Source organism: Pseudoalteromonas sp. NZS71 (assembly GCF_015864715.1).
In the GTDB taxonomy this organism is placed as follows: domain Bacteria; phylum Pseudomonadota; class Gammaproteobacteria; order Enterobacterales; family Alteromonadaceae; genus Pseudoalteromonas; species Pseudoalteromonas arctica.
In genome coordinates this window covers 44,740-63,676 of the sequence record NZ_JADYWS010000008.1, presented here as the reverse complement: position 1 = coordinate 63,676, position 18,937 = coordinate 44,740, and the positions used below count along the sequence as shown (strand labels likewise).

Below are 18,937 nucleotides of genomic sequence, written 5' to 3'. Positions count from 1 at the left end.
AATGTTTACCTGTTTTTAATTACGGTTAAGTAAAAACTAATTTAAGCCACGCCCTAAACAGGGTTAATTTAAACGTGAAGGAATGTTATGACTTCTAAAACTGTACTACATGCTAAGCACCTAGAAGCGGGCGCTAAAATGGTTGATTTTCATGGCTGGGAAATGCCAATCAACTACGGCTCACAAATAGAAGAACACAATAGCGTACGTACCGATGCAGGTATGTTTGATGTATCACACATGACTATTGTTGATATTGAAGGGCCTCAAGCAAAAGCATTTTTACGTAAGCTAGTAGCTAACGACGTTGCAAAATTAACCGTACCAGGTAAAGCGCTTTACACCGGCATGCTTAACGAGCAAGGCGGTGTAATAGACGACTTAATTATTTATTTCTTTAGCGAAACCTTTTACCGCCTAGTTGTTAACTCAGCAACGCGCGAAAAAGACCTAGCGCATTTAGCTAACGTATCGAGCGACTTTGACGTAACTGTTACAGAGCGCCCTGAGTTTGCAATGATTGCAGTACAAGGCCCTAACGCTAAAGCAAAAACAGCCACTCTTTTAAATGCCGAGCAACAAGCAGCTGTTGAAGGTATGAAGCCGTTTTTTGGTGTTCAAGTAGGTGATTTATTTATTGCCACAACGGGTTATACTGGCGAAGACGGTTACGAAATAGTAGTACCGAACGACCAAGCAGCCGATTTATGGCAGCAACTGCTAGACGCAGGTGTTAAGCCTGCTGGTTTAGGTGCACGCGACACGCTACGTTTAGAAGCTGGTATGAACCTTTACGGTCTAGATATGGACGAAAGCGTATCACCACTTGCTGCTAACATGGCATGGACCATTGCATGGGAACCAGAAGATCGCGACTTTATTGGCCGTGACGTACTTGTTAAGCAACGCGCAGAAAAAAGCACTGACAAACTAGTTGGCTTAGTGTTTGAAGAAAAAGGCGTTTTGCGTAGCGGTTCTAAAGTAATTGTTGACGGTGGGATAGGTATTATTACGTCTGGTACTTTTTCACCAACACTTGGTTTTAGTGTAGCCCTTGCACGTGTACCACGTTCAACAGGCGATACAGCTCAAGTAGAAATGCGTAAAAAATTAGTAAACGTTAAAGTAGTAAAGCCTAGCTTTGTACGTAACGGTAAATCAATAATTTAAATAATTTGGTTATACCAATCACAATAATTATTGCGATTGGTATCCTCCCAATATAAACCAAAGGACAAATAAAATGAGCAACATTCCTAGCGAGTTAAAATACGCACCTTCACACGAGTGGGTTCGCAGTGAAGGCGACGGTACATTTACTGTTGGTATTTCTGAGCATGCACAAGAGCTTCTTGGCGACATGGTATTTGTTGAATTACCAGAAGTTGGCGACGAAGTAGACGCTGGCGAAGACTGTGCAGTAGCAGAGTCAGTTAAAGCAGCATCAGACATTTACGCACCTATTAGTGGCGAAATTGTTGCTATTAACGAAGAACTTGAAGATTCACCTGAAACAGTAAACAACGACGCTTACGGCGACGGTTGGTTATTCCGTATTAAAGCATCTGACGAGTCTGAGCTAGACAACTTATTAGACGCTGAAGGTTACTCGCACACTATCGACGAAGAATAATCATTTTTTGTAGATAACTAAAAGCCCCGTTTAATGTATAAAAATGGGGCTTTTATGATTTTACAGCTCACCACCCCATACTGAGTGAACTGTTAAATCGTCAAATATTTTAATTAATGCTAGTTACCCATTAGCATTTAGGATCATAGGAATCTGGATTCATGTCAAACGCCAAATCTCTTGAAGAACTAGAGCAAAAGCAAGATTTTATTCGCCGCCATATTGGGCCAAGCCCAGCACAAGTAAGCGATATGCTAAGTGCTTTAGAAGTATCGAGTGTGCAAGAGCTCATTGACCAAACTGTACCGGCTAGCATTCGTCTAGAACAACCGCTAACAGTTGGCGAAAGCCGTACTGAAGTTGAAACACTAAGCTACCTAAAATCAGTAGCCAGCAAAAATAAAGTTTTCAAATCGTACATTGGCCAAGGCTACCACCCAACTAACGTACCGCACGTAATTTTACGTAACGTACTAGAAAATCCAGGTTGGTATACAGCGTACACACCGTATCAGCCAGAGATTGCTCAAGGGCGTTTAGAATCATTATTAAACTTCCAAACTATGACCCTAGATTTAACAGGTCTTGATTTAGCAAGTGCATCACTACTTGACGAATCAACAGCGGCTGCAGAGGCTATGGGCCTTGCAAAACGCGTATCAAAAGCAAAAAAAGCCAATGCCTTTTTTATTGCAGACGACGTACACACACAAACAATCGACGTAGTAACAACGCGTGCCGAGCAGTTTGGTTTTGAAATAATTGTAGGTAAAGCAGAAGATGCCGTTAACTTTGATATTTTTGGCGCATTGTTCCAATACCCAACTACATCAGGCGAAGTGGTAGACATAACAGACCTAATTGCTGGCGTACAAAGCAAAAAGGCCATTGCCTGTGTTGCTGCCGACATAATGAGTTTATTACTATTAAAAGCACCGGGTAAACTAGGCGCAGACGTAGTACTTGGTTCGGCTCAACGTTTTGGCGTACCTATGGGTTACGGCGGTCCACACGCTGCATTTTTTGCAACACGTGACGCATACAAGCGTTCATTACCAGGTCGTATTATTGGTGTATCTAAAGACCGTTTAGGTAACGACGCACTACGTATGGCAATGCAAACGCGCGAACAACATATTCGCCGCGACAAGGCCAACTCAAACATTTGTACAGCGCAAGTATTACTTGCCAACATGGCAGCGTTTTACGCGGTGTACCACGGCCCACAAGGTTTAAAAACTATCGCGCAGCGTATACATCGCTTTGCTGATATTTTAGCAAGTGGTCTTAAAGCTAAAGGCATCGCACTTAAGCACAGCACGTGGTTTGATACGCTAACAGTAGTAAGCGACAGCAAAAACGACGTAACAGCACGTGCAATTGCAAAAGGCGTAAACTTTGCAACAAACCACGAAGGCGAGTACTCAATTTCGGTATCAGAAACAACAACACGTGCCGATGTAGCTGAGTTATTCGATATTATTTTAGGCGAAGGCCATGGCCTAAGTGTTGACACTATTGCAGCCGACGTTGAAACAAATGGCAGTGAGTCAATTCCTGCAAGTTTAGTACGTGATGACGAAGTACTAACGCATCCAAACTTTAACAGCTACCACAGCGAAACAGACATGCTTCGCTACATTAAGCGACTAGAAAGCAAAGACTTATCGCTTAATCACTCAATGATCTCGTTAGGCTCATGTACCATGAAACTAAACGCGACTGCTGAGATGATCCCAATTACGTGGCCTGAGTTTGCAAACCTTCACCCATTCTGCCCGCTGGATCAAGCCGAAGGTTACCAAATAATGATTGGCGAGCTTCACGACTGGCTAGTAAACATTACCGGTTACGATGCAGTATCACTTCAACCAAACTCTGGCGCGCAAGGTGAATACGCAGGTTTAATCGCGATTCGTAAATATCACGAATCACGCGGCGATGCACACCGTAATGTATGTTTAATCCCAAGCTCTGCGCACGGTACTAACCCTGCATCAGCGCAAATGGCGAGCATGAAAATTGTGGTAGTTAACTGCGACAAAAACGGTAACGTAGACATGGCAGACCTTAAAGCGAAAGCTGAGGAAGTGTCTGAAAACTTATCGTGCATCATGATCACATACCCGTCTACGCACGGCGTATACGAAGAAACAATTCGCGAAATTTGCGACATTATTCATGAGCACGGCGGCCAAGTTTACATGGACGGCGCTAACATGAACGCGCAAGTTGGCGTAACAAGCCCAGGCTTTATTGGCTCAGACGTATCGCACTTAAACTTGCATAAAACGTTTTGTATTCCACACGGTGGCGGTGGTCCAGGTGTTGGCCCAATTGGTGTTAAATCGCACCTTGCGCCATTTATGCCAAACCATAGCGTAATTAACGTACCAGGTACTAACATTGGTAATGGTGCGGTATCGGCAGCGCCTTACGGCTCAGCCGCTATTTTACCTATTTCATGGGCTTACATCACCATGATGGGCAGCGAGGGCTTAAAACAAGCCACTGAAATGGCAATTGTTAATGCTAACTACTTAACGCATGAGCTAAGCAAGCACTTCCCAATTTTATACCGTGGTCGTAACAGCCGTGTTGCTCACGAATGTATTGTTGACTTACGCCCGCTTAAAGAGCTATCAGGCATTACTGAAATGGACGTAGCTAAGCGTTTGCAAGATTACGGTTTCCATTCACCAACTATGTCGTTCCCAGTAGCTGGCACATTAATGATTGAGCCAACTGAGTCTGAATCAAAAGGTGAGATTGACCGCTTTATCGAAGCAATGGTGTCAATTAAAGGCGAAATTGAAAAAGTAATCTCTGGCGAATGGTCAATCGAAAACAACCCGCTAGTGTTTGCACCGCATACACAAGGCGACGTGTTAGGTAACGAATGGGACCGCGCATACGACCGTTTTTACGCTGCATTCCCAGTGCCTGCAGTGGCTAAAAACAAGTTCTGGCCAACCGTTACACGTATTGATGACGTATACGGCGACCGTAACTTAGTATGTTCATGCCCAGCGGTTGAGACTTATCGCGACTAAGAGCAGAGACTGATTTTTGAACTTTAATGGGTAGTAAGTTCCATTATAGTTTGGGAATTTATCAAAATTATAAAAGCCGTTGCAGCAATGCAACGGCTTTTTTGTGTGTGGTGATTCGCTATAAATTATATGGGCGTAGGTTGGGAAGAGTGAAACGAAACCCAACAAATCACAAATATACTTACTCGCTCACAACCAAGAGTATGTGTTATTTATTGTAGGCGTTAAGCTTGCTGGCGCGTTGATTGTTAAATCAAAATTTGGTATCCCTTAAATAATATTGCACGTATGTAGCCTTTGGGCTACAATTATTTTATGAAATATCGTATTAAGAAAACCGACGAGTTCGATAAATGGCTTAAAAAGCTCAAAGATCGTCAAGCTTTTATGGCAATAGCTAAACGTATTACACGTGCCATAAATGGTAACTTTGGCGATAGTGAATCTGTTGGTGGTGGCATATCTGAAATGCGAATTTTCGTAGGGAAAGGCTATCGTGTTTATTACATAATTAGAGGCGGTGAAATTATTTTACTACTCAATGGTGGCCATAAAGGTACACAAGGTAAAGACATTACCAAAGCAAAAGCCCTTTTAAGAGAATTGGAGTAATTACTATGGCGCTACAAACATCAGATTTTAACCCGTTTGACTATATGGAAACACAGCAAGAAATTAATACATTTTTAAAAGAGTGTTTAGCTGATGATGATCCAAATACCTTTATTGAAGCACTTGGCTTATTAGTTAAAAAACATGGCGTGAGTGATATTGCTAAAGCAACGGGGCTAAACCGTGAAAGCTTATATAAAGCAGTTAACGGTAAAACCAAGCCACGTTGGGAAACTATTTTTAAAGTGATGAAAGCACTTAACTTTCGCCTTACAACACAAGTTGCATAGGCTAGGTAGAGTGAAACGAAACCCAACGAATCACAAATATACTTACTCACTTAAAAGCCAAGAGTGTGTGTTATTTGTTGTAGGCGTTTAGCTTGCTGACGCGCGGGCGGTAGCCCGAATAAGTATTTGAATGGGTGTTTGAGGTTACTATTACAGATAACGCGAATACGTTTGGTACTTTTTAATGATTAGAAACCTTATTCAAGGTTTTGTCGCGCTGGCGACGGCAGCCAAAGAGGGGCTGCCGCTGGTCCCTCTCTGGACACTCTCAGCGCACCCGAGCATCACGCTATTTCCTTCAATGCACAATTGATGTGAACGTAAACGGCGAAGATAGGCCATCCATGGCCTAGTTCCGCCTTATCGCGCATCCATGCGCGACATTACTCATCAATTGCTTATTTTCAGGGCGTGATGACGGGGAAGGGTGTTAAACGTGAGATTGCTGTTTGGTCTTGGCAAGATACAAGACCTGACCCTCTGTATTCATATTCATGTGATTAATTTAATCCGATTTAGGTCCCTGATGGTACGCCTAATGGCACCGGTTTTTCTCTTCGCTTTTTTAGGTCATTGAAGTAACTTTCTAAGCCTGTAAGGTCACTTTCCAGTTCATCAAAATCCGGGAAACTAACTCCAAACGCAATAGCAGTGTCATGAACATGCTTGCAGCATTTTGCATAAGCATCGCTAATGATTTTGTTGTCATTAGCATCAATGGTATCAATATATTTTAAATTCTGAGTTTTTACCCCATAACTAAAACGCTCAACGACACCTTTTAATAACCATTCTTCAACTAACCTTTCCCACGTTTTACGCATTTGATCATAAAAAGATTTGGCAGATAAAATATATTGCTGTTGATCTGGGTTATTAAATTGATTTTTAAGTTCAGGTAATTGGGTCTTCAGCTTTTTAATCCTCTTATTAGTATTAAATGCTTCCCAAGGTGGTTCAACCATAGGGTATCCAGCTAACTTTCCATGCCTTCGAATTGCACTAATACTAATAGGAAACTGATGTTGATTTGCCACATCTTCAAGCATTTTTAAGAATGGTAGATCGTGGGTTAATACAACTACTTGTCTATTCTTGCTCTCTTCAACAATACGATTTGCAAATTTTTCACGCCATAGATGATCAAGCGAATTTACGGGATCATCAAACACGATCGCAGACTTACGGTTATCTACTATTAGCTCAGCCATAAAGCCAGCTAGTGCAATACACTTTTGCTCGCCTTCACTGGCAATTTCAGGGATTTTTGCTTCGCTATTGGCTAATTTAATCTCTAGCATAGATTGACCAGCTTTACCGCTAGTTGCAGTTTGGACTTCAAGGTGTTTGAAATTGAGTTTTTTGAGTTCCTGAACAAAGGTTTCTTGTAGTTTGCCAACACTACCTTGTTTTGCTATCTCGTTTACCTTTCTAGTAATAGAAGAAATTTTGGCACTTAGGCCTAAATTTTCTAACAAGTGCAATTGCTTTAAACGTTTAATTTCGTTTTGTATTAAAGCTTTATTTGTCGTTATTTGGCTGCGGTTTTCTATATCAGATATTTTATTTATCAGTAAAGTTATTGTGGTTTGTTTAGCTGCGTCATCTTTTACTTCTTGTTCTTTTTTCTTAAAGTTTTCACTTTGTAGTTTCAACCAAGTTAAGCCATTAAGCACTAACTCTTTAAACTGGAAAATAGCAGGTTTACCAATTATACCATTGACCCTTTTTTGAATATCAGCATTAAGGTTTCTTAAGCTATCCGCAACTTCTTTTTTGGAGCCTTCAATCCAACTTAAAACTCCTTCATGCGCTGTTAAGTCAAAGTTTAACCTCCCTAAGCAGTTAACTGCTTGATCGAAATTTTTCTTAGCTGCATCTGCTTCACTTTGTGTTTTGTCTTTTAAGTAATCATTAAACTTCTGTAATTGTTTGGCGGTTGTCTCTGTTATCGGCTGTAAACAAGTAGGGCAGCTTTCTCCAGCCACAGGTGGAAATGATTGACCTTGCCCGTTATGCTTAATAAACTCTTCAACATGTTGCCACATTGATTTCCATACTTGCGAACCAATACCTTCAACTGGCAATCCACCTAAAGCTTGATGTCTAGCGACCTCTGCCGCTGTTTCGGTTGTCTTATAAGTATCAAATAGCTTAGAAATAGTTAAAACAGCTTCATTACTTGTGGACTTTAATAGCCTACCAAAGTGATTTATTAGAGGATCAAGTCGCTGATATTGCTCTTTAAATTTTTTACGTAGGTCTTCAGGCGAACTCCCCTGCAATTCTGCCAACTCTTTTCTCAATTGGGTTAGGCTATCTACTTCAACTTGTGATGCACAATTTTGCTCTAACTCTTCAACAGTAGTGTCTTTATTGATTTTTTGAAGAAATATTGCACTTCGAGAACCTGCCGGAAGTTGAGGGAAAGTAGTCTGTTCTCCTAGTGCTCGAACGCTAGTAATACTAGCCTTAGCTACGTGATTACAGACTAGAATTAGCTCGTCCAACACTTTTAGAGCCGCAGGCTTATATTCAACATTACCTTTTTTAGCTAGATAATGATTAGCCGATTTACTATCAAAAACTCGAATTGATTTCAGCTCAGGTGATGATGCCTGATTTTTAACCCAAACATCTGCTTTGGGCTGTTTATCGCTTATCTGAATGTTAATTTCTGAGCTTGGTATTCCTTTCGTATTTTCATAAACATTAGAAATTACTTCAGGAGCATCACCTCTAGTTAAACATGCATTTTTTAACACTTTGGCATAACTGGATTTGCCTGAGCCATTATTGCCATAAACAACAATCAAGTTAGTTTGTGCGTCAAATGCTAAATTTTGGTTTTGCACCAGTGATGCAACATTAGAAGTGTTGGAGATACCTAGCAAACGTACAGGCTCGCTTTCAACGTTATACCCAACATCTGATACAAGAGCTGTTTTAGTTGCAAAGAGAGCGTCTGGAGAGTTAATTAAATGCTCTGTTTTAGCTAACTCTAATAACACATTTCTGTGCTGTCCAGTCAAAGTTCCATTGTCTAAAATATCTTTAACTGCTGCTCGCCACCACAAAGGTTTACCTTTAGCGTTAACCCACTCAATTACATTTTTTATCGACATTCCTTATCCTTTATAAAATCAATAATCCTTAAAAAAGAATATCAATAAATACTGAAGACTAATAGTAATATAATTTTCAAAAGCAGGAGATTAAAGTAGTCACCCATTAGAAACTCTGGTCAAGGAGCTAGTTGTGTTTTCTTGATCTTTTTATTCAAAAACCAAGTGTTCTTATTATTTAAACTCAATTTAAATATGACTACGGACCTAGTAATGACGTTGATTGGTGTGAATATGCACCATGGCTTGAATAATACAATCGGCAGGGGCAGGTCTTTCTTTTTGCCTTTTGTGATTAAGGAAAAATGCAAAACCTTCCTCTAGTAACCCCATTTAATAAAGGGCAATGTTATTGCCCTTTTTTATGCGCTCAAACTAGTCGTTCTAAACTATAGCGCGACTAAGCTTTGCTCTAGCATTGCCTTTATTTGTTTTACTATTTTAGCTTCTGTTTCAGGTTCGAATTGTTGAATACGTGGGGTATGAATATGCCCTGTAGGTATACTTGAATTAAGCGCATCGCGCAGGCGAATACTTCGGTACGATATTTCGTTAGACAGGTAACCACCGCCGCCGCCATTTACCGCAATACTATTTTTTAGCTCGCCGTACGAACCCGCTTTATAGGTTTTTTCAAGCGTGGTGACTTCATGATTGTCGATAACTTTATAAGGGCCTTTAGCTTTTTGCATGTAATTTACTGGCAAGCTAAATTTTACAAACTCGTTGCCCGGGAGTGGTCGGCCATTAAGCTTTGGTATTACTGGGCTTGTTTGCGTTCCACCATACACAATATTGGCATTATCGGGGGCGGTTACACTGCGACGTTTGCCCGGGAAGTGCTCTAAATCAAATTCTGTTCTGCCCATACTTACGGTTACTACCATGTCTACATTATTAAGTGCGTAGTAGGAGGCAAGTAGCGACTCTATTATTCCTTGATCAAAATCTTCGTAGCGTACAGGCACCATAACGGTATTAATTTCTGCGCTGATGCCGTTGTAATTAATAACTTGGCCGTCGAGTAATAACGCTGCAACACCTGAGGGATTACTTTGGTTTATGTTTTTATCGAGTAAAAAAGGGTCAAAGCCTGTTAGTAATATTTTTTTAGTACTGCCTGATGAAAAAGCAAGGTCGGTACGGCCTCTGCTGCCGTCTTCAAGCATTGTTAGTAAAGTATTTAGTTGAGCCTGTGTAATTGAAAATTTAGATGATGTTGTACGTATTACTTTGCTTGAAAGCAGGCGTGCCCAGTAAAGCTCTCGGTCGTCGTAGTTATTAGTTTTTATTATGCGTTGTTTGGCGTTTTCCCACAGTTCAAAGCTAAAGCTTTGTACTAAGATTTTTGCACTTTTAAAGTCGTTTAATTCTTTAAATTGCTGTTCAAAATTTGATACTTGTGGGGTAAATGCATTTAAAACATTTGGCATTGCTGATTGTGCTTTGTTGATACGCTGTTCTTCAACAGTTAAAGGATTACTTAAAGCAGCGAATGAAGAGGCAATTAAGCTGGTCGCTAATAATACTTTGATCATAATACTCCTAAGATAAAGCTATTGTTTTATGTGTAATTTACTATCCTACTATTGCTAACTTAGGGCAACCAATTAACGTTGAATCGACTGATATTTGTTTTTGCCGTGCATTAGTATTGTTTAACGGCCAATTAGTATCATCGGCTAATAAAAATCCCTGAGTCAAAAATTGATCTTTATAGGTACTACTTTAAGCTCTAATAAAAGTAAAAAGCCGTTGCAGTAATGCAGCGGCTTTTCATTATAGTTTTATGTGCTTTGGCAATACGAGCATAAGGCTCTATACCCCTTTAAAAACCTCGCTTTAATCATCAGGCCCTTTTAAGGTAAACACTAAATGTTTACGCATATCTTTTAAAATAACGCCTTTTTTAAGCATTGCGCCGCTTAAGCGTTTTTGCCACTTTAATAAATCTGGCTCTGCGGCGGCTAAGGCCTGCTCGTTTTCAAACTGAAAGCACAGCAGTAGTGTACTTGGAAATAAGTGATATTCCACATCAAACCAGCATTGCAGCATGCCTGGGAGCTCAGCGCGGCCTTGTTCTTCTAATTTTTCAGCTGTATTAAGCACAAGTGCTTGCTGCTTTATTTGCACTGCAGAGAGTTTTTTCATTAATAAAATCCAAGTTAGCGGCTAAAAAATGCAGCCGGAATGCGGGCATTATACGCAAGCTTGTAGGCAGGCAACAACTTTGAAAGGGAGTTAATGTTTAATAGAGTGTATCAGCTTAGAATTTAGGAGTGCATGTCGGAAGGCGCCCTAGGGTTTTGCCAGGTTGCTTGCAACAACTAAGGAGTAGCTGTCGCAAGCGGTCTTTAGAGCCTCACCGTATTACGATTAATACTTATAAGAGGTATTAATAGGGGAGGTTTATTTGGATCGGCGTTTGTCTAGCACATAACGTACGGCCATTCTTGCAACACCCGCACCAATACCTGAGACTACTGCCCATGTAACGGCCTCTTTAAGATCTGTTTCTTCGCTTGGTCTATCTTTTGGGGCTGGTTCGTTGGTAACCTTTTCCCACGATTTTTGTAAAGTTTTCCTTGTTAACATACCTGCTGATGCAGCGGCCAGACCTATACCTATCGTCGTAATTAGCTGTTTATTACTCATATTACCCTCGATTATTTAGTTGTAGCGTGAGTTATTAATATGTAACTCTTTAAGTAAGAACAGTAGTACCAGCAATTTACATACCGATAGGTTGAGGAGCTTTTAAATTAGGGCGTTTTGTATTTGTGCAAATTAGTCGTTTAAAACCACGCTCACACCACGCTTACACACAAGATAAATAACCAATGTAGAGCGTGCACAACTCTACTTGAAATATTTTTTTAGATATTAACCCTGTAATTTAACTTACCTTCTAGCCGGCTTATCGCACTCATTGTTGTACAGATAGTAAACACTTTTATCCTATGCTTTAATATTAAAAACAAGGGAGGGCGTTATGAGTAAAAATAGATTTTTATTTAATAAATACGTTGCGGTAATGGCTGTGTCGGGCACTTTGGCTGCACCGCTACCAGTGCTGAGCAACGATAAGGGGCCGCTAGTTGAGCAGCTTTGTGCTAGTTGCCATAGTTTAACTAATCTTGAGCGCAGTGCGGGTTATAGCCAGCAGGACTGGCAAACATTAATAAGCTATATGGTTGATACGGGCGCAGATACTGCGCTTAATAAAGATATAAGCGCTTATTTAGCTGAGCATTATCCTGTTAATACCAAGCGCGAATCTAAGGTTGTTGCGGGCGATTTAAAGCTTAGCTTTAAATACTGGCAAGTGCCTACGCTTGGGCAGCGCGCTCGCGATCCGGTACAAGGTAAAAACGGACTTATTTGGTGGGTTGGCCAGTGGGGTAATATTTTAGGCAGGTTAGACCCTAAAACCGGCGATATGAAAGAGTACACACTGCCAAGTGGTACCTATGCGCACAGTGTGTCGCTTGATAAAAATCAAACTCCTTGGTTTTTAGGGAATAAAAATGGCACGGTTGGATATTTAGATTTAAAAACCGAAAAATTTAAAGTGTATAAAATGCCCGATAAAAACGCCCGCGACCCGCATACCGGTGTATTTGATGAAGCCGGTATATTTTGGTTTACCCTGCAACACAGTAATATGATTGGCAAGCTAGACCCTACAACTGGCGATATTAAACTCGCTACTTTACCCACTAAAGGCTCACGGCCATATGGTATTAAGCTTGATTCCAACGGCACGCCGTGGGTTTCGTGTAATGGTAGTAACTGTTTGGTTAAAGTTGATAAAAGCTCTATGGAGCTTAGCGAAATTAAACTCCCGGGTGCTAAAACGCATGCAAGGCGACTTGCCATTACGCCTGGCGATATGGTTTTTTATGTTAACTCTGGTATGGGTAAACTTGGCCGCTATAACCCAAAAACCAAGAAGATCACGCAGTGGGATAATCCCAGCGGTGAAAACAGCCACCCGTATGCAATTGAATATGCCGATAACGCCATTTGGTTTAACGAGTCAGCCAAACGCCCTGAAACCTTAGTAAGGTTCGACCTTAATACCGAAACCATGCAAAGCTGGCAAATTCCGAGTAAAGAGGGGGTTTACTCAGGTTTAATTAGGCATATGCGCATGGGGAATAATGGGCTGATTATTCACCAAACAGCGACTAACCAATTAGCTGAAATTACATGGTCTAAGTAATAATTTTAATTAATATATTTATATTAAAAATGGCATACCGCTTGTTAGTAAGTTTGTTTATGTAGATAGGAGTTTTTTACAAAATTTAGCAATTTTTACTCTAATAATAAGAGTGTTAGTACTGGTTTTTATTTTATATTATTGATTTTAAATGATAATTTATTTGGTTTGAGTTTTGCTTGGTCGTAAGTGTATTTTCTTAAATAAATAAAGGAGTTATTATGAGTACCGTTATTACTGGGTTATTCGAAAGTGCATCACAAGCAACACTCGCAATTTATAGATTAGAAGCTTTAGGTATTAATGAAGCTGATATTAGTATTGTAGCCAACGACTCATACGCAAAGGAAGATTTTGCTGTAGACGAAGGTACTAAAGCTTCTGAAGGTGGCCTTATTGGCGCGGCTTCGGGTGGTATTCTTGCTGCAATTATTGGCGGATTCACTGCCGTAGGGACTGTAGCAACAGGTGGTACTGGCTTATTAGTTGCCGGACCATTAGTCGCTGCATTTGCTGCTGGTGGCGCAGGCGCTGCAGTAGGTGGTACTTTAGGTGCCGCAATTGGTGCGTTTATCCCCGAGCACGAAATTAAGTATTATGAAGATGCCATTGAAAAAGGCTCTATATTAATTGGTATTAAGTACGATAGTGACAACAAAAACGCTATTGAAGAAATACTTAACAATGCAGGCGCAAGTAACGTATCTACAGCGTAATGCTAGCTAGCTAATGAATTAAAAAGGTGAAACTTTGTTTCACCTTTTTTTGTGCTCGCCTTTTAGTGCCAAGCAATAATACTTAATCAATTTGAGGGATTAAATCTTACGCTAACTGCGTTAAAAACTTCTGATATAGAACAACTAAATAACGTAATTTTTGTCATTAAATGGACCCATTTATAAGCGGGTTGGTTTTAAACATACTTTGATTATAAAAATAAATACCCCTTATAGATATAACGCGTGAAGAGTATCTTAGAAGACTTATTTAGATTGGCGCTTCTTTATTTCATAACGTACGGCCATTCAACCAACACCAACCCTCGAGACTACCGCCTAAGTAATAACAGCCTCTTTAAGATCCTCTTTTTCACTTGGGTTGTCTTTTTTGGTAGGGACGTTGGTAATCTTTTCTCAAGAGCTTTGTAAAGTTGCCATTTTCTTTGTAAATATGCCTCGGTTTTTACTTAATCTTTGAGTAAAAGTTAGCTCATTAATTAAATGGATGTTTAGTTAAAATGACCTCTAATCAATAGATTACGACTAGAAAAACATAAATTTACGTTTACACATAGGACTGGTATAGACATTGAAACTACTTATTTAATAGTCGCTTAATTTAGCGATATTGTTTTATTAATTTGATACTAAATCAGGAGATGATGATGAATTGTTTGCAGTTTGATTCAAAAGCTAAAAGAAGTTTAAACCGCGTTTTAAAACCTGCTTTTGCAATATTATTTGCCAGCGTGTTACTACAAAATAGTGCACTGGCTAATGTAAACGTTGAAATGCACCAAGTTACTAAGTCGGGCCAGGGGCAATTACTAGGCACTATTACACTAACAGAAAATGATCACGGCGTTGTTTTTTCACCAAACTTAAAAGGTTTAACGCCGGGGCAGCACGGCTTTCATGTTCATCAATTTGCTAGTTGTGAACCCAAGAAAAAAGGCGATAAGGTAGTGCCAGGTGGTGGTGCTGGTGGGCATTTCGATCCAAAAGCTAGCGAGCATCATGATGCTCCTTGGGCCAACGGCCATTTAGGCGATTTACCGGCGTTGTATGTAAATGAAAGTGGCCAAGCTAAATCGCCTGTTTTAGCGCCAAGGCTCACGCTTGAAAAACTTAAACAACATGCTGTGATGATCCACGAAGGAAGTGATAACTATGCAGATGAGCCAAAGCCATTAGGTGGCGGTGGTAGCCGTGTTGCTTGTGGCGTAATTAAGTAAATATAAGGAGAAAGTTATGCCATATAAAAACCGTGACGAACTACCTGAGTCGGTAAAAAGTAACTTACCTAAACATGCTCAAGACATATATCAAGAGGCGTTTAATAGTGCATGGGATACCTACAAGGACCCGAGCGATAGAAAAAACGACGACGACCGCGAAACCACTGCGCACAAAGTGGCTTGGTCTGCGGTTAAAAACAGTTATAGCAAAAATGACAATGGAAATTGGGTAAAGTCGAGTAATTAGTTTTGATCAAACTAACAACAAGGCTGAAGTATTAAAAAGCCGCTACAGCTTATTGTAGTGGCTTTTTTATAGAGCCCAGTGATTAATCGTTTTTCTATTTACCTTTTTAAACAATACTTTACGGCATGTTTGAGTAAAATTGAGAAGCAAAACCATAAGTACTGCTTTAAACACGAATGTGAGTTTAGTTTAAATTTACGTTATTATTTGTTTGTATTAGCCAAGCCCGAGAACACTTTGAATTATTTAGCTCATCTTTATTTAGCGCAGCCCACAGCCGATTCTCACTTTGGGAACTTATTGGGCGACTTTGGTGGTAAAAGGCATGTAGAGTACTTACCAAATACGGTTAAAAACGGGCTCGATAACCACTATTTAGTCGATAAATTTACCGACTCCCACCGCGCAGTTAAACACGCTAAACAGTACTTTTCACCTGAGCGTAAACGTTTTGCTGGTGTGGCTATTGATGTGGTGTTTGATCATTTTTTAATTGTGCATTGGCAGCGATTTAGCAAGCAACCTTTAAGTGATTTTAAGTACACCAGCTATCAGCTTTTGAATAATCGCATACCTGTTATGCCGCCGCGCATGCAGCATGTTGTAACAAGTATGACTAAAAACGATTGGTTTAAAGAGTACGAAACCGTTGAGGGAATAGGAGTAGCACTTGATAATATTGCTAACCGCATCCGTTTTACTAATAACTTTGCGGGGGCGGCTGATGATATAACGCGTAACTACGACGAATTAGAAGCCGTGTTTTTAGCGTTCTTCCCGGAGCTAATTAAGCATGTAAGTGAGTTTGACCTTGAAAGCACCCCAAAAAATGACATAAAGCGCATTATTTAAAGTTTTCATCAATTGTTAACCTTTTGTGATAATTTAAGGTGAAAAAAACGCTACTCTAATACAAATTAATTTTTGAGTGTTTTTAATGAATCGCAATTACTTGGTTATTGTGAGCTTTGCTGTTTTAGCGGCATTTCAATCTGGTGCTGTATTGGCTTTCGACTTTGACTTAAAGTCGGTACGAACCACTATTTCAAACCCTAACACTAGTCACGCGTTAATATACGACGACTTGGCTGGGAGTAATCAAAAAACACTGTTTTCGTTAGAGCCCATAAACAATCAACGTGTGGGTGTGTTTTTTGATATTAACGACATTGAAATTGGTTATTCAGCCGATATTTTCGAAGATGATGTTGAAACAAAAACACAAGATATACTGCTTTCGTATAGAAAATTTAAAAATTCTAAAATCACATTTAACTATCAAACGCTTGAAGGGCTGCAAAGCACGGCTAGCAATTTAAGCGGCAATCAAACGGATCAAATTTTCTCGCAAAATATACGTTCAACCAAGTTTGAGCTATCTGGCCAACACAACTTCTATACCTTCAATAATAAAGAGTCTTTGTTTGAGCATTTTTTTCTTAATAGGCCAAAGCTAAGCAGCAAATTTGATTTGTCGTTAAGTGTTGTTGGTGCTTGGTCTTTCAAGCATGTATCTCTTGAGAATAAAGATAATATTGTGTTTCAGGCTGATTTTTTAAATTCATCTGCACCACAGGTCACTAAGTTAATTTCTAATTCGTATGGGGCGAGTATTGGCTCGCTTTTATCATTTTCGTTACCGCATAATGTTCACGTATTTGCTGAATACAAAGTAGGTAAGGGAAATATTCGAAATACAGACCCTGGACTGGGGTTAAAAGATTCGGGCGGCGAAAAAGTTGAAGCATACGGCGGTGGAATTTCTTGGACTTCCGACAATAAAAAACTTATGGTTGTACTACGTGCGTGGGAGCAAACAGGCCGGCATATAGATACTTCTTTTGGTGATTTGTCAGTAATTAAGTTTTTTTAGTATTGAGCACCGAAATAGTGAATTTACCAGGAATATTATGAGTAAGAATAACGATGTACCTCAGGCTTATGTTAAGCAAGAGGAAGGTTATAGAATAAAAGCCTTAAGATTATACCCTTGGGTATGCGGGCGTTGTGCTCGTGAGTTTGAATACTCAAATTTACGTGAGTTAACGGTGCACCATGTTGATCATAACCACAGTAATAATCCTGAAGACGGTAGTAACTGGGAGTTATTGTGTATTTATTGCCACGATAATGAGCACAATAAATACCACGAGCATATTATGTATGGCGGGTCGACTACAGATCGCAAAGTGGAGGCTGCGACGCATTCTCCATTTGCCGATTTAAAAGCGATGCTTAATAAATCAAAGTAATATTAGTTAAATTAAGAGCTTAAACCTAAAATTTTATTAATTTAAATGGCTTTTGAGGATGAACGGTTATAAACCGAAGCAACCTCAAAAATTAACTTTAAATTGGTTTTATTAAAGCTCTTTAGCTGTTTTGTCTTTTATGTCAAACCAGTTTGAATCGGCTGAAGTAATAAAGCCAGGTACGTCTTTTAGCCATTGTTTTTGAACCGATTTATCAAGATTTAAATAAAGTTTGTTTTCAACAATTTTGAAAGCCTCTGGATCTACGTCAAACTTTTTCTCCATTGATACACCAAACGCACAAAAGCCACCAAATTGTGGTGCGTATTTTTCTGGGTTAGCTCTAAATAAGTCGCGGTGCTTAGCTGAGCTGAACTTATAAATGGCATTTTTATGCGTTGCAGTATATTCAGAACTGCCTGTTACCGCCTTGTTTTGGGTAAAGTAAGCAACGGTATCGTAACCACTAATTGCAATGTCGTTAACGTCGGCATTTGCGTCTATGTCTGCTGCAAAGCTTAGTGAACTTGCAAGGACTGATGCTGCAAAAAAAGCTGATTTAGTGAGTGTCGAAAATTTCATGTGTATCTCCAAAGGGTAATTTAATTAGTGTGTTTGTTTAAAACTCAACTGTACTTTATCGTTATTGTTTGGTTAATATGCGTCTATTAGTCTGTATTTTCATACCAATAATCCAAAGAGGCGTTTATGGACGTACTTTCGAGTGTACTGAGTCATTTTTCACTTAATGCCAATGTGTTTTTTAGTGGGAATATGTGCGGTACGAGTGACTTTAGTGACGATCAAGGTGTTGGGCATTTACATTTATTACGCTCAGGTACGTTAAAAGTGCGCAGTAATAGTGGCTTTGAAGTTGTTTTATCTACGCCTTCGGTTATATTTTTTCCTCACTCTACAGGGCACTGTTTATTTTCGGATAAGGGTGACGGTGCTGATTTAGTGTGTGCACAAATTAGCTATCAAAGTGGAGGGCATAGCCCTTTATTGCAGGCGCTGCCTTTTTGCTTAAATTACGAATTAACGGGTGATGGATTATTAGCGCAGAGCGCTTTTTGGATTTTTGATGAGGCATTTAAAGACGCCAGCGGTAAGCATTTAATGATAGATCGCTTATGCGATGTATTTTTAATTAGTGTTTTGCGCAAGGTATTAGAAGAGGGTGCCATTAAAACCGGGATGATGGCAGGGCTTACTCATCCTCAATTGGCTAAGGTATTAATAAAAATACACCAAACCCCAGAGCAAAGCTGGTCGCTTAGCGCTATGGCTGAGGAATGTGGTATGTCGCGCTCTAAATTTGCCGATACCTTTAAGCGAGTAATTGAGCAAACACCGGCTGACTATTTGGCTGATTGGCGTTTATCGGTTGCTAAAAAGCTTATTTTAAAAAATCAAAATATGGATTTAGTAGCTAATCAGGTTGGGTACGAAAATGGCTCTGCACTTGCCCGTGTATTTAGAAAAAAAACAGGGCAAGCGCCAAAAGAGTGGTTATTGAGTCAGCAGTAAGCTTTATTTTTTG

18 protein-coding genes are annotated in these 18,937 nt (G+C 39.8%); 13 read left to right on the top strand and 5 right to left on the bottom strand.

The annotated features are described in order from the left end of the window. Positions 1-87 precede the first annotated feature (87 nt). The 5 genes from gcvT to I6E85_RS06970 all read left to right on the top strand — a co-directional run bounded on the left by gcvT (position 88) and on the right by I6E85_RS06970 (position 5,588). Positions 88-1,170 (top strand): glycine cleavage system aminomethyltransferase GcvT, encoded by a 1,083-nt coding sequence (gcvT, locus tag I6E85_RS06990; protein ID WP_182736215.1) that lies wholly within the window; start codon positions 88-90, stop codon positions 1,168-1,170. 73 nt (positions 1,171-1,243) lie between these two features. Continuing rightward, positions 1,244-1,633 carry a glycine cleavage system protein GcvH gene (gene gcvH / locus I6E85_RS06985; protein WP_024590231.1) on the top strand — a complete coding sequence of 130 codons (390 nt, stop codon included), beginning with the start codon at positions 1,244-1,246 and terminating at the stop codon, positions 1,631-1,633. Between the two features lie 161 nt (positions 1,634-1,794). Next, a complete protein-coding gene (gene gcvP, locus I6E85_RS06980) occupies positions 1,795-4,686 on the top strand; it encodes an aminomethyl-transferring glycine dehydrogenase (RefSeq protein ID WP_197236751.1) in 2,892 nt (963 codons plus the stop codon). A 315-nt stretch (positions 4,687-5,001) separates the two neighbouring features. Further along, positions 5,002-5,298: a type II toxin-antitoxin system RelE/ParE family toxin gene (locus I6E85_RS06975; RefSeq protein ID WP_197236750.1), complete on the top strand. Its 297-nt coding sequence runs from the start codon at positions 5,002-5,004 to the stop codon at positions 5,296-5,298. A gap of 5 nt (positions 5,299-5,303) precedes the next feature. Next, positions 5,304-5,588, top strand: a complete 285-nt coding sequence (locus tag I6E85_RS06970) for an addiction module antidote protein (RefSeq protein ID WP_170071711.1) — start codon at positions 5,304-5,306, stop codon at positions 5,586-5,588. A 515-nt stretch (positions 5,589-6,103) separates the two neighbouring features. Here the strand turns inward: I6E85_RS06970 and I6E85_RS06965 are convergent. From I6E85_RS06965 to I6E85_RS06950, 4 genes are all read right to left on the bottom strand, one after another. Further along, on the bottom strand, positions 6,104-8,713 hold the full coding sequence (locus I6E85_RS06965; RefSeq protein WP_197236749.1) for an AAA family ATPase: 2,610 nt from the start codon (positions 8,711-8,713) through the stop codon (positions 6,104-6,106). Between the two features lie 389 nt (positions 8,714-9,102). Then, positions 9,103-10,251, bottom strand: coding sequence for a hypothetical protein (locus I6E85_RS06960; protein ID WP_197236748.1), 1,149 nt, complete (start codon positions 10,249-10,251; stop codon positions 9,103-9,105). A gap of 304 nt (positions 10,252-10,555) precedes the next feature. Further along, positions 10,556-10,864 carry a hypothetical protein gene (locus tag I6E85_RS06955; protein ID WP_007579961.1) on the bottom strand — a complete coding sequence of 103 codons (309 nt, stop codon included), beginning with the start codon at positions 10,862-10,864 and terminating at the stop codon, positions 10,556-10,558. Positions 10,865-11,122: 258 nt separating this feature from the next. Beyond that, positions 11,123-11,368: a DUF4235 domain-containing protein gene (locus I6E85_RS06950; RefSeq protein ID WP_002958040.1), complete on the bottom strand. Its 246-nt coding sequence runs from the start codon at positions 11,366-11,368 to the stop codon at positions 11,123-11,125. 337 nt (positions 11,369-11,705) lie between these two features. Here I6E85_RS06950 and I6E85_RS06945 point away from each other — a divergent pair, with 337 nt between their 5' ends. The 7 genes from I6E85_RS06945 to I6E85_RS06915 all read left to right on the top strand — a co-directional run bounded on the left by I6E85_RS06945 (position 11,706) and on the right by I6E85_RS06915 (position 17,394). Then, complete coding sequence (locus tag I6E85_RS06945; protein WP_197236747.1) at positions 11,706-12,938, top strand: cytochrome C; 1,233 nt, start codon at positions 11,706-11,708, stop codon at positions 12,936-12,938. A gap of 221 nt (positions 12,939-13,159) precedes the next feature. After that, complete coding sequence (locus I6E85_RS06940; protein ID WP_024590238.1) at positions 13,160-13,654, top strand: hypothetical protein; 495 nt, start codon at positions 13,160-13,162, stop codon at positions 13,652-13,654. Between the two features lie 668 nt (positions 13,655-14,322). Then, entirely contained in the window at positions 14,323-14,892 is a 570-nt protein-coding gene (gene sodC / locus I6E85_RS06935) for a superoxide dismutase family protein (protein WP_197236746.1), read from the top strand. A 16-nt stretch (positions 14,893-14,908) separates the two neighbouring features. Further along, on the top strand, positions 14,909-15,142 hold the full coding sequence (locus tag I6E85_RS06930; RefSeq protein WP_024590240.1) for a ChaB family protein: 234 nt from the start codon (positions 14,909-14,911) through the stop codon (positions 15,140-15,142). 237 nt (positions 15,143-15,379) lie between these two features. After that, positions 15,380-15,994: an ACP phosphodiesterase gene (locus I6E85_RS06925; RefSeq protein WP_024590241.1), complete on the top strand. Its 615-nt coding sequence runs from the start codon at positions 15,380-15,382 to the stop codon at positions 15,992-15,994. An 85-nt stretch (positions 15,995-16,079) separates the two neighbouring features. Continuing rightward, positions 16,080-17,015, top strand: a complete 936-nt coding sequence (locus I6E85_RS06920; RefSeq protein WP_197236745.1) for a hypothetical protein — start codon at positions 16,080-16,082, stop codon at positions 17,013-17,015. A gap of 37 nt (positions 17,016-17,052) precedes the next feature. Beyond that, entirely contained in the window at positions 17,053-17,394 is a 342-nt protein-coding gene (locus I6E85_RS06915; RefSeq protein ID WP_007581433.1) for a YajD family HNH nuclease, read from the top strand. Positions 17,395-17,505: 111 nt separating this feature from the next. On the opposite strand, the gene I6E85_RS06910 is transcribed toward I6E85_RS06915, so the two are convergent. After that, complete coding sequence (locus I6E85_RS06910; protein WP_008165251.1) at positions 17,506-17,976, bottom strand: YHS domain-containing (seleno)protein; 471 nt, start codon at positions 17,974-17,976, stop codon at positions 17,506-17,508. Positions 17,977-18,102: 126 nt separating this feature from the next. On the opposite strand from I6E85_RS06910, the gene I6E85_RS06905 reads away from it, so the two are divergent. Beyond that, complete coding sequence (locus I6E85_RS06905; protein WP_197236744.1) at positions 18,103-18,924, top strand: AraC family transcriptional regulator; 822 nt, start codon at positions 18,103-18,105, stop codon at positions 18,922-18,924. Positions 18,925-18,937: the final 13 nt, after the last annotated feature.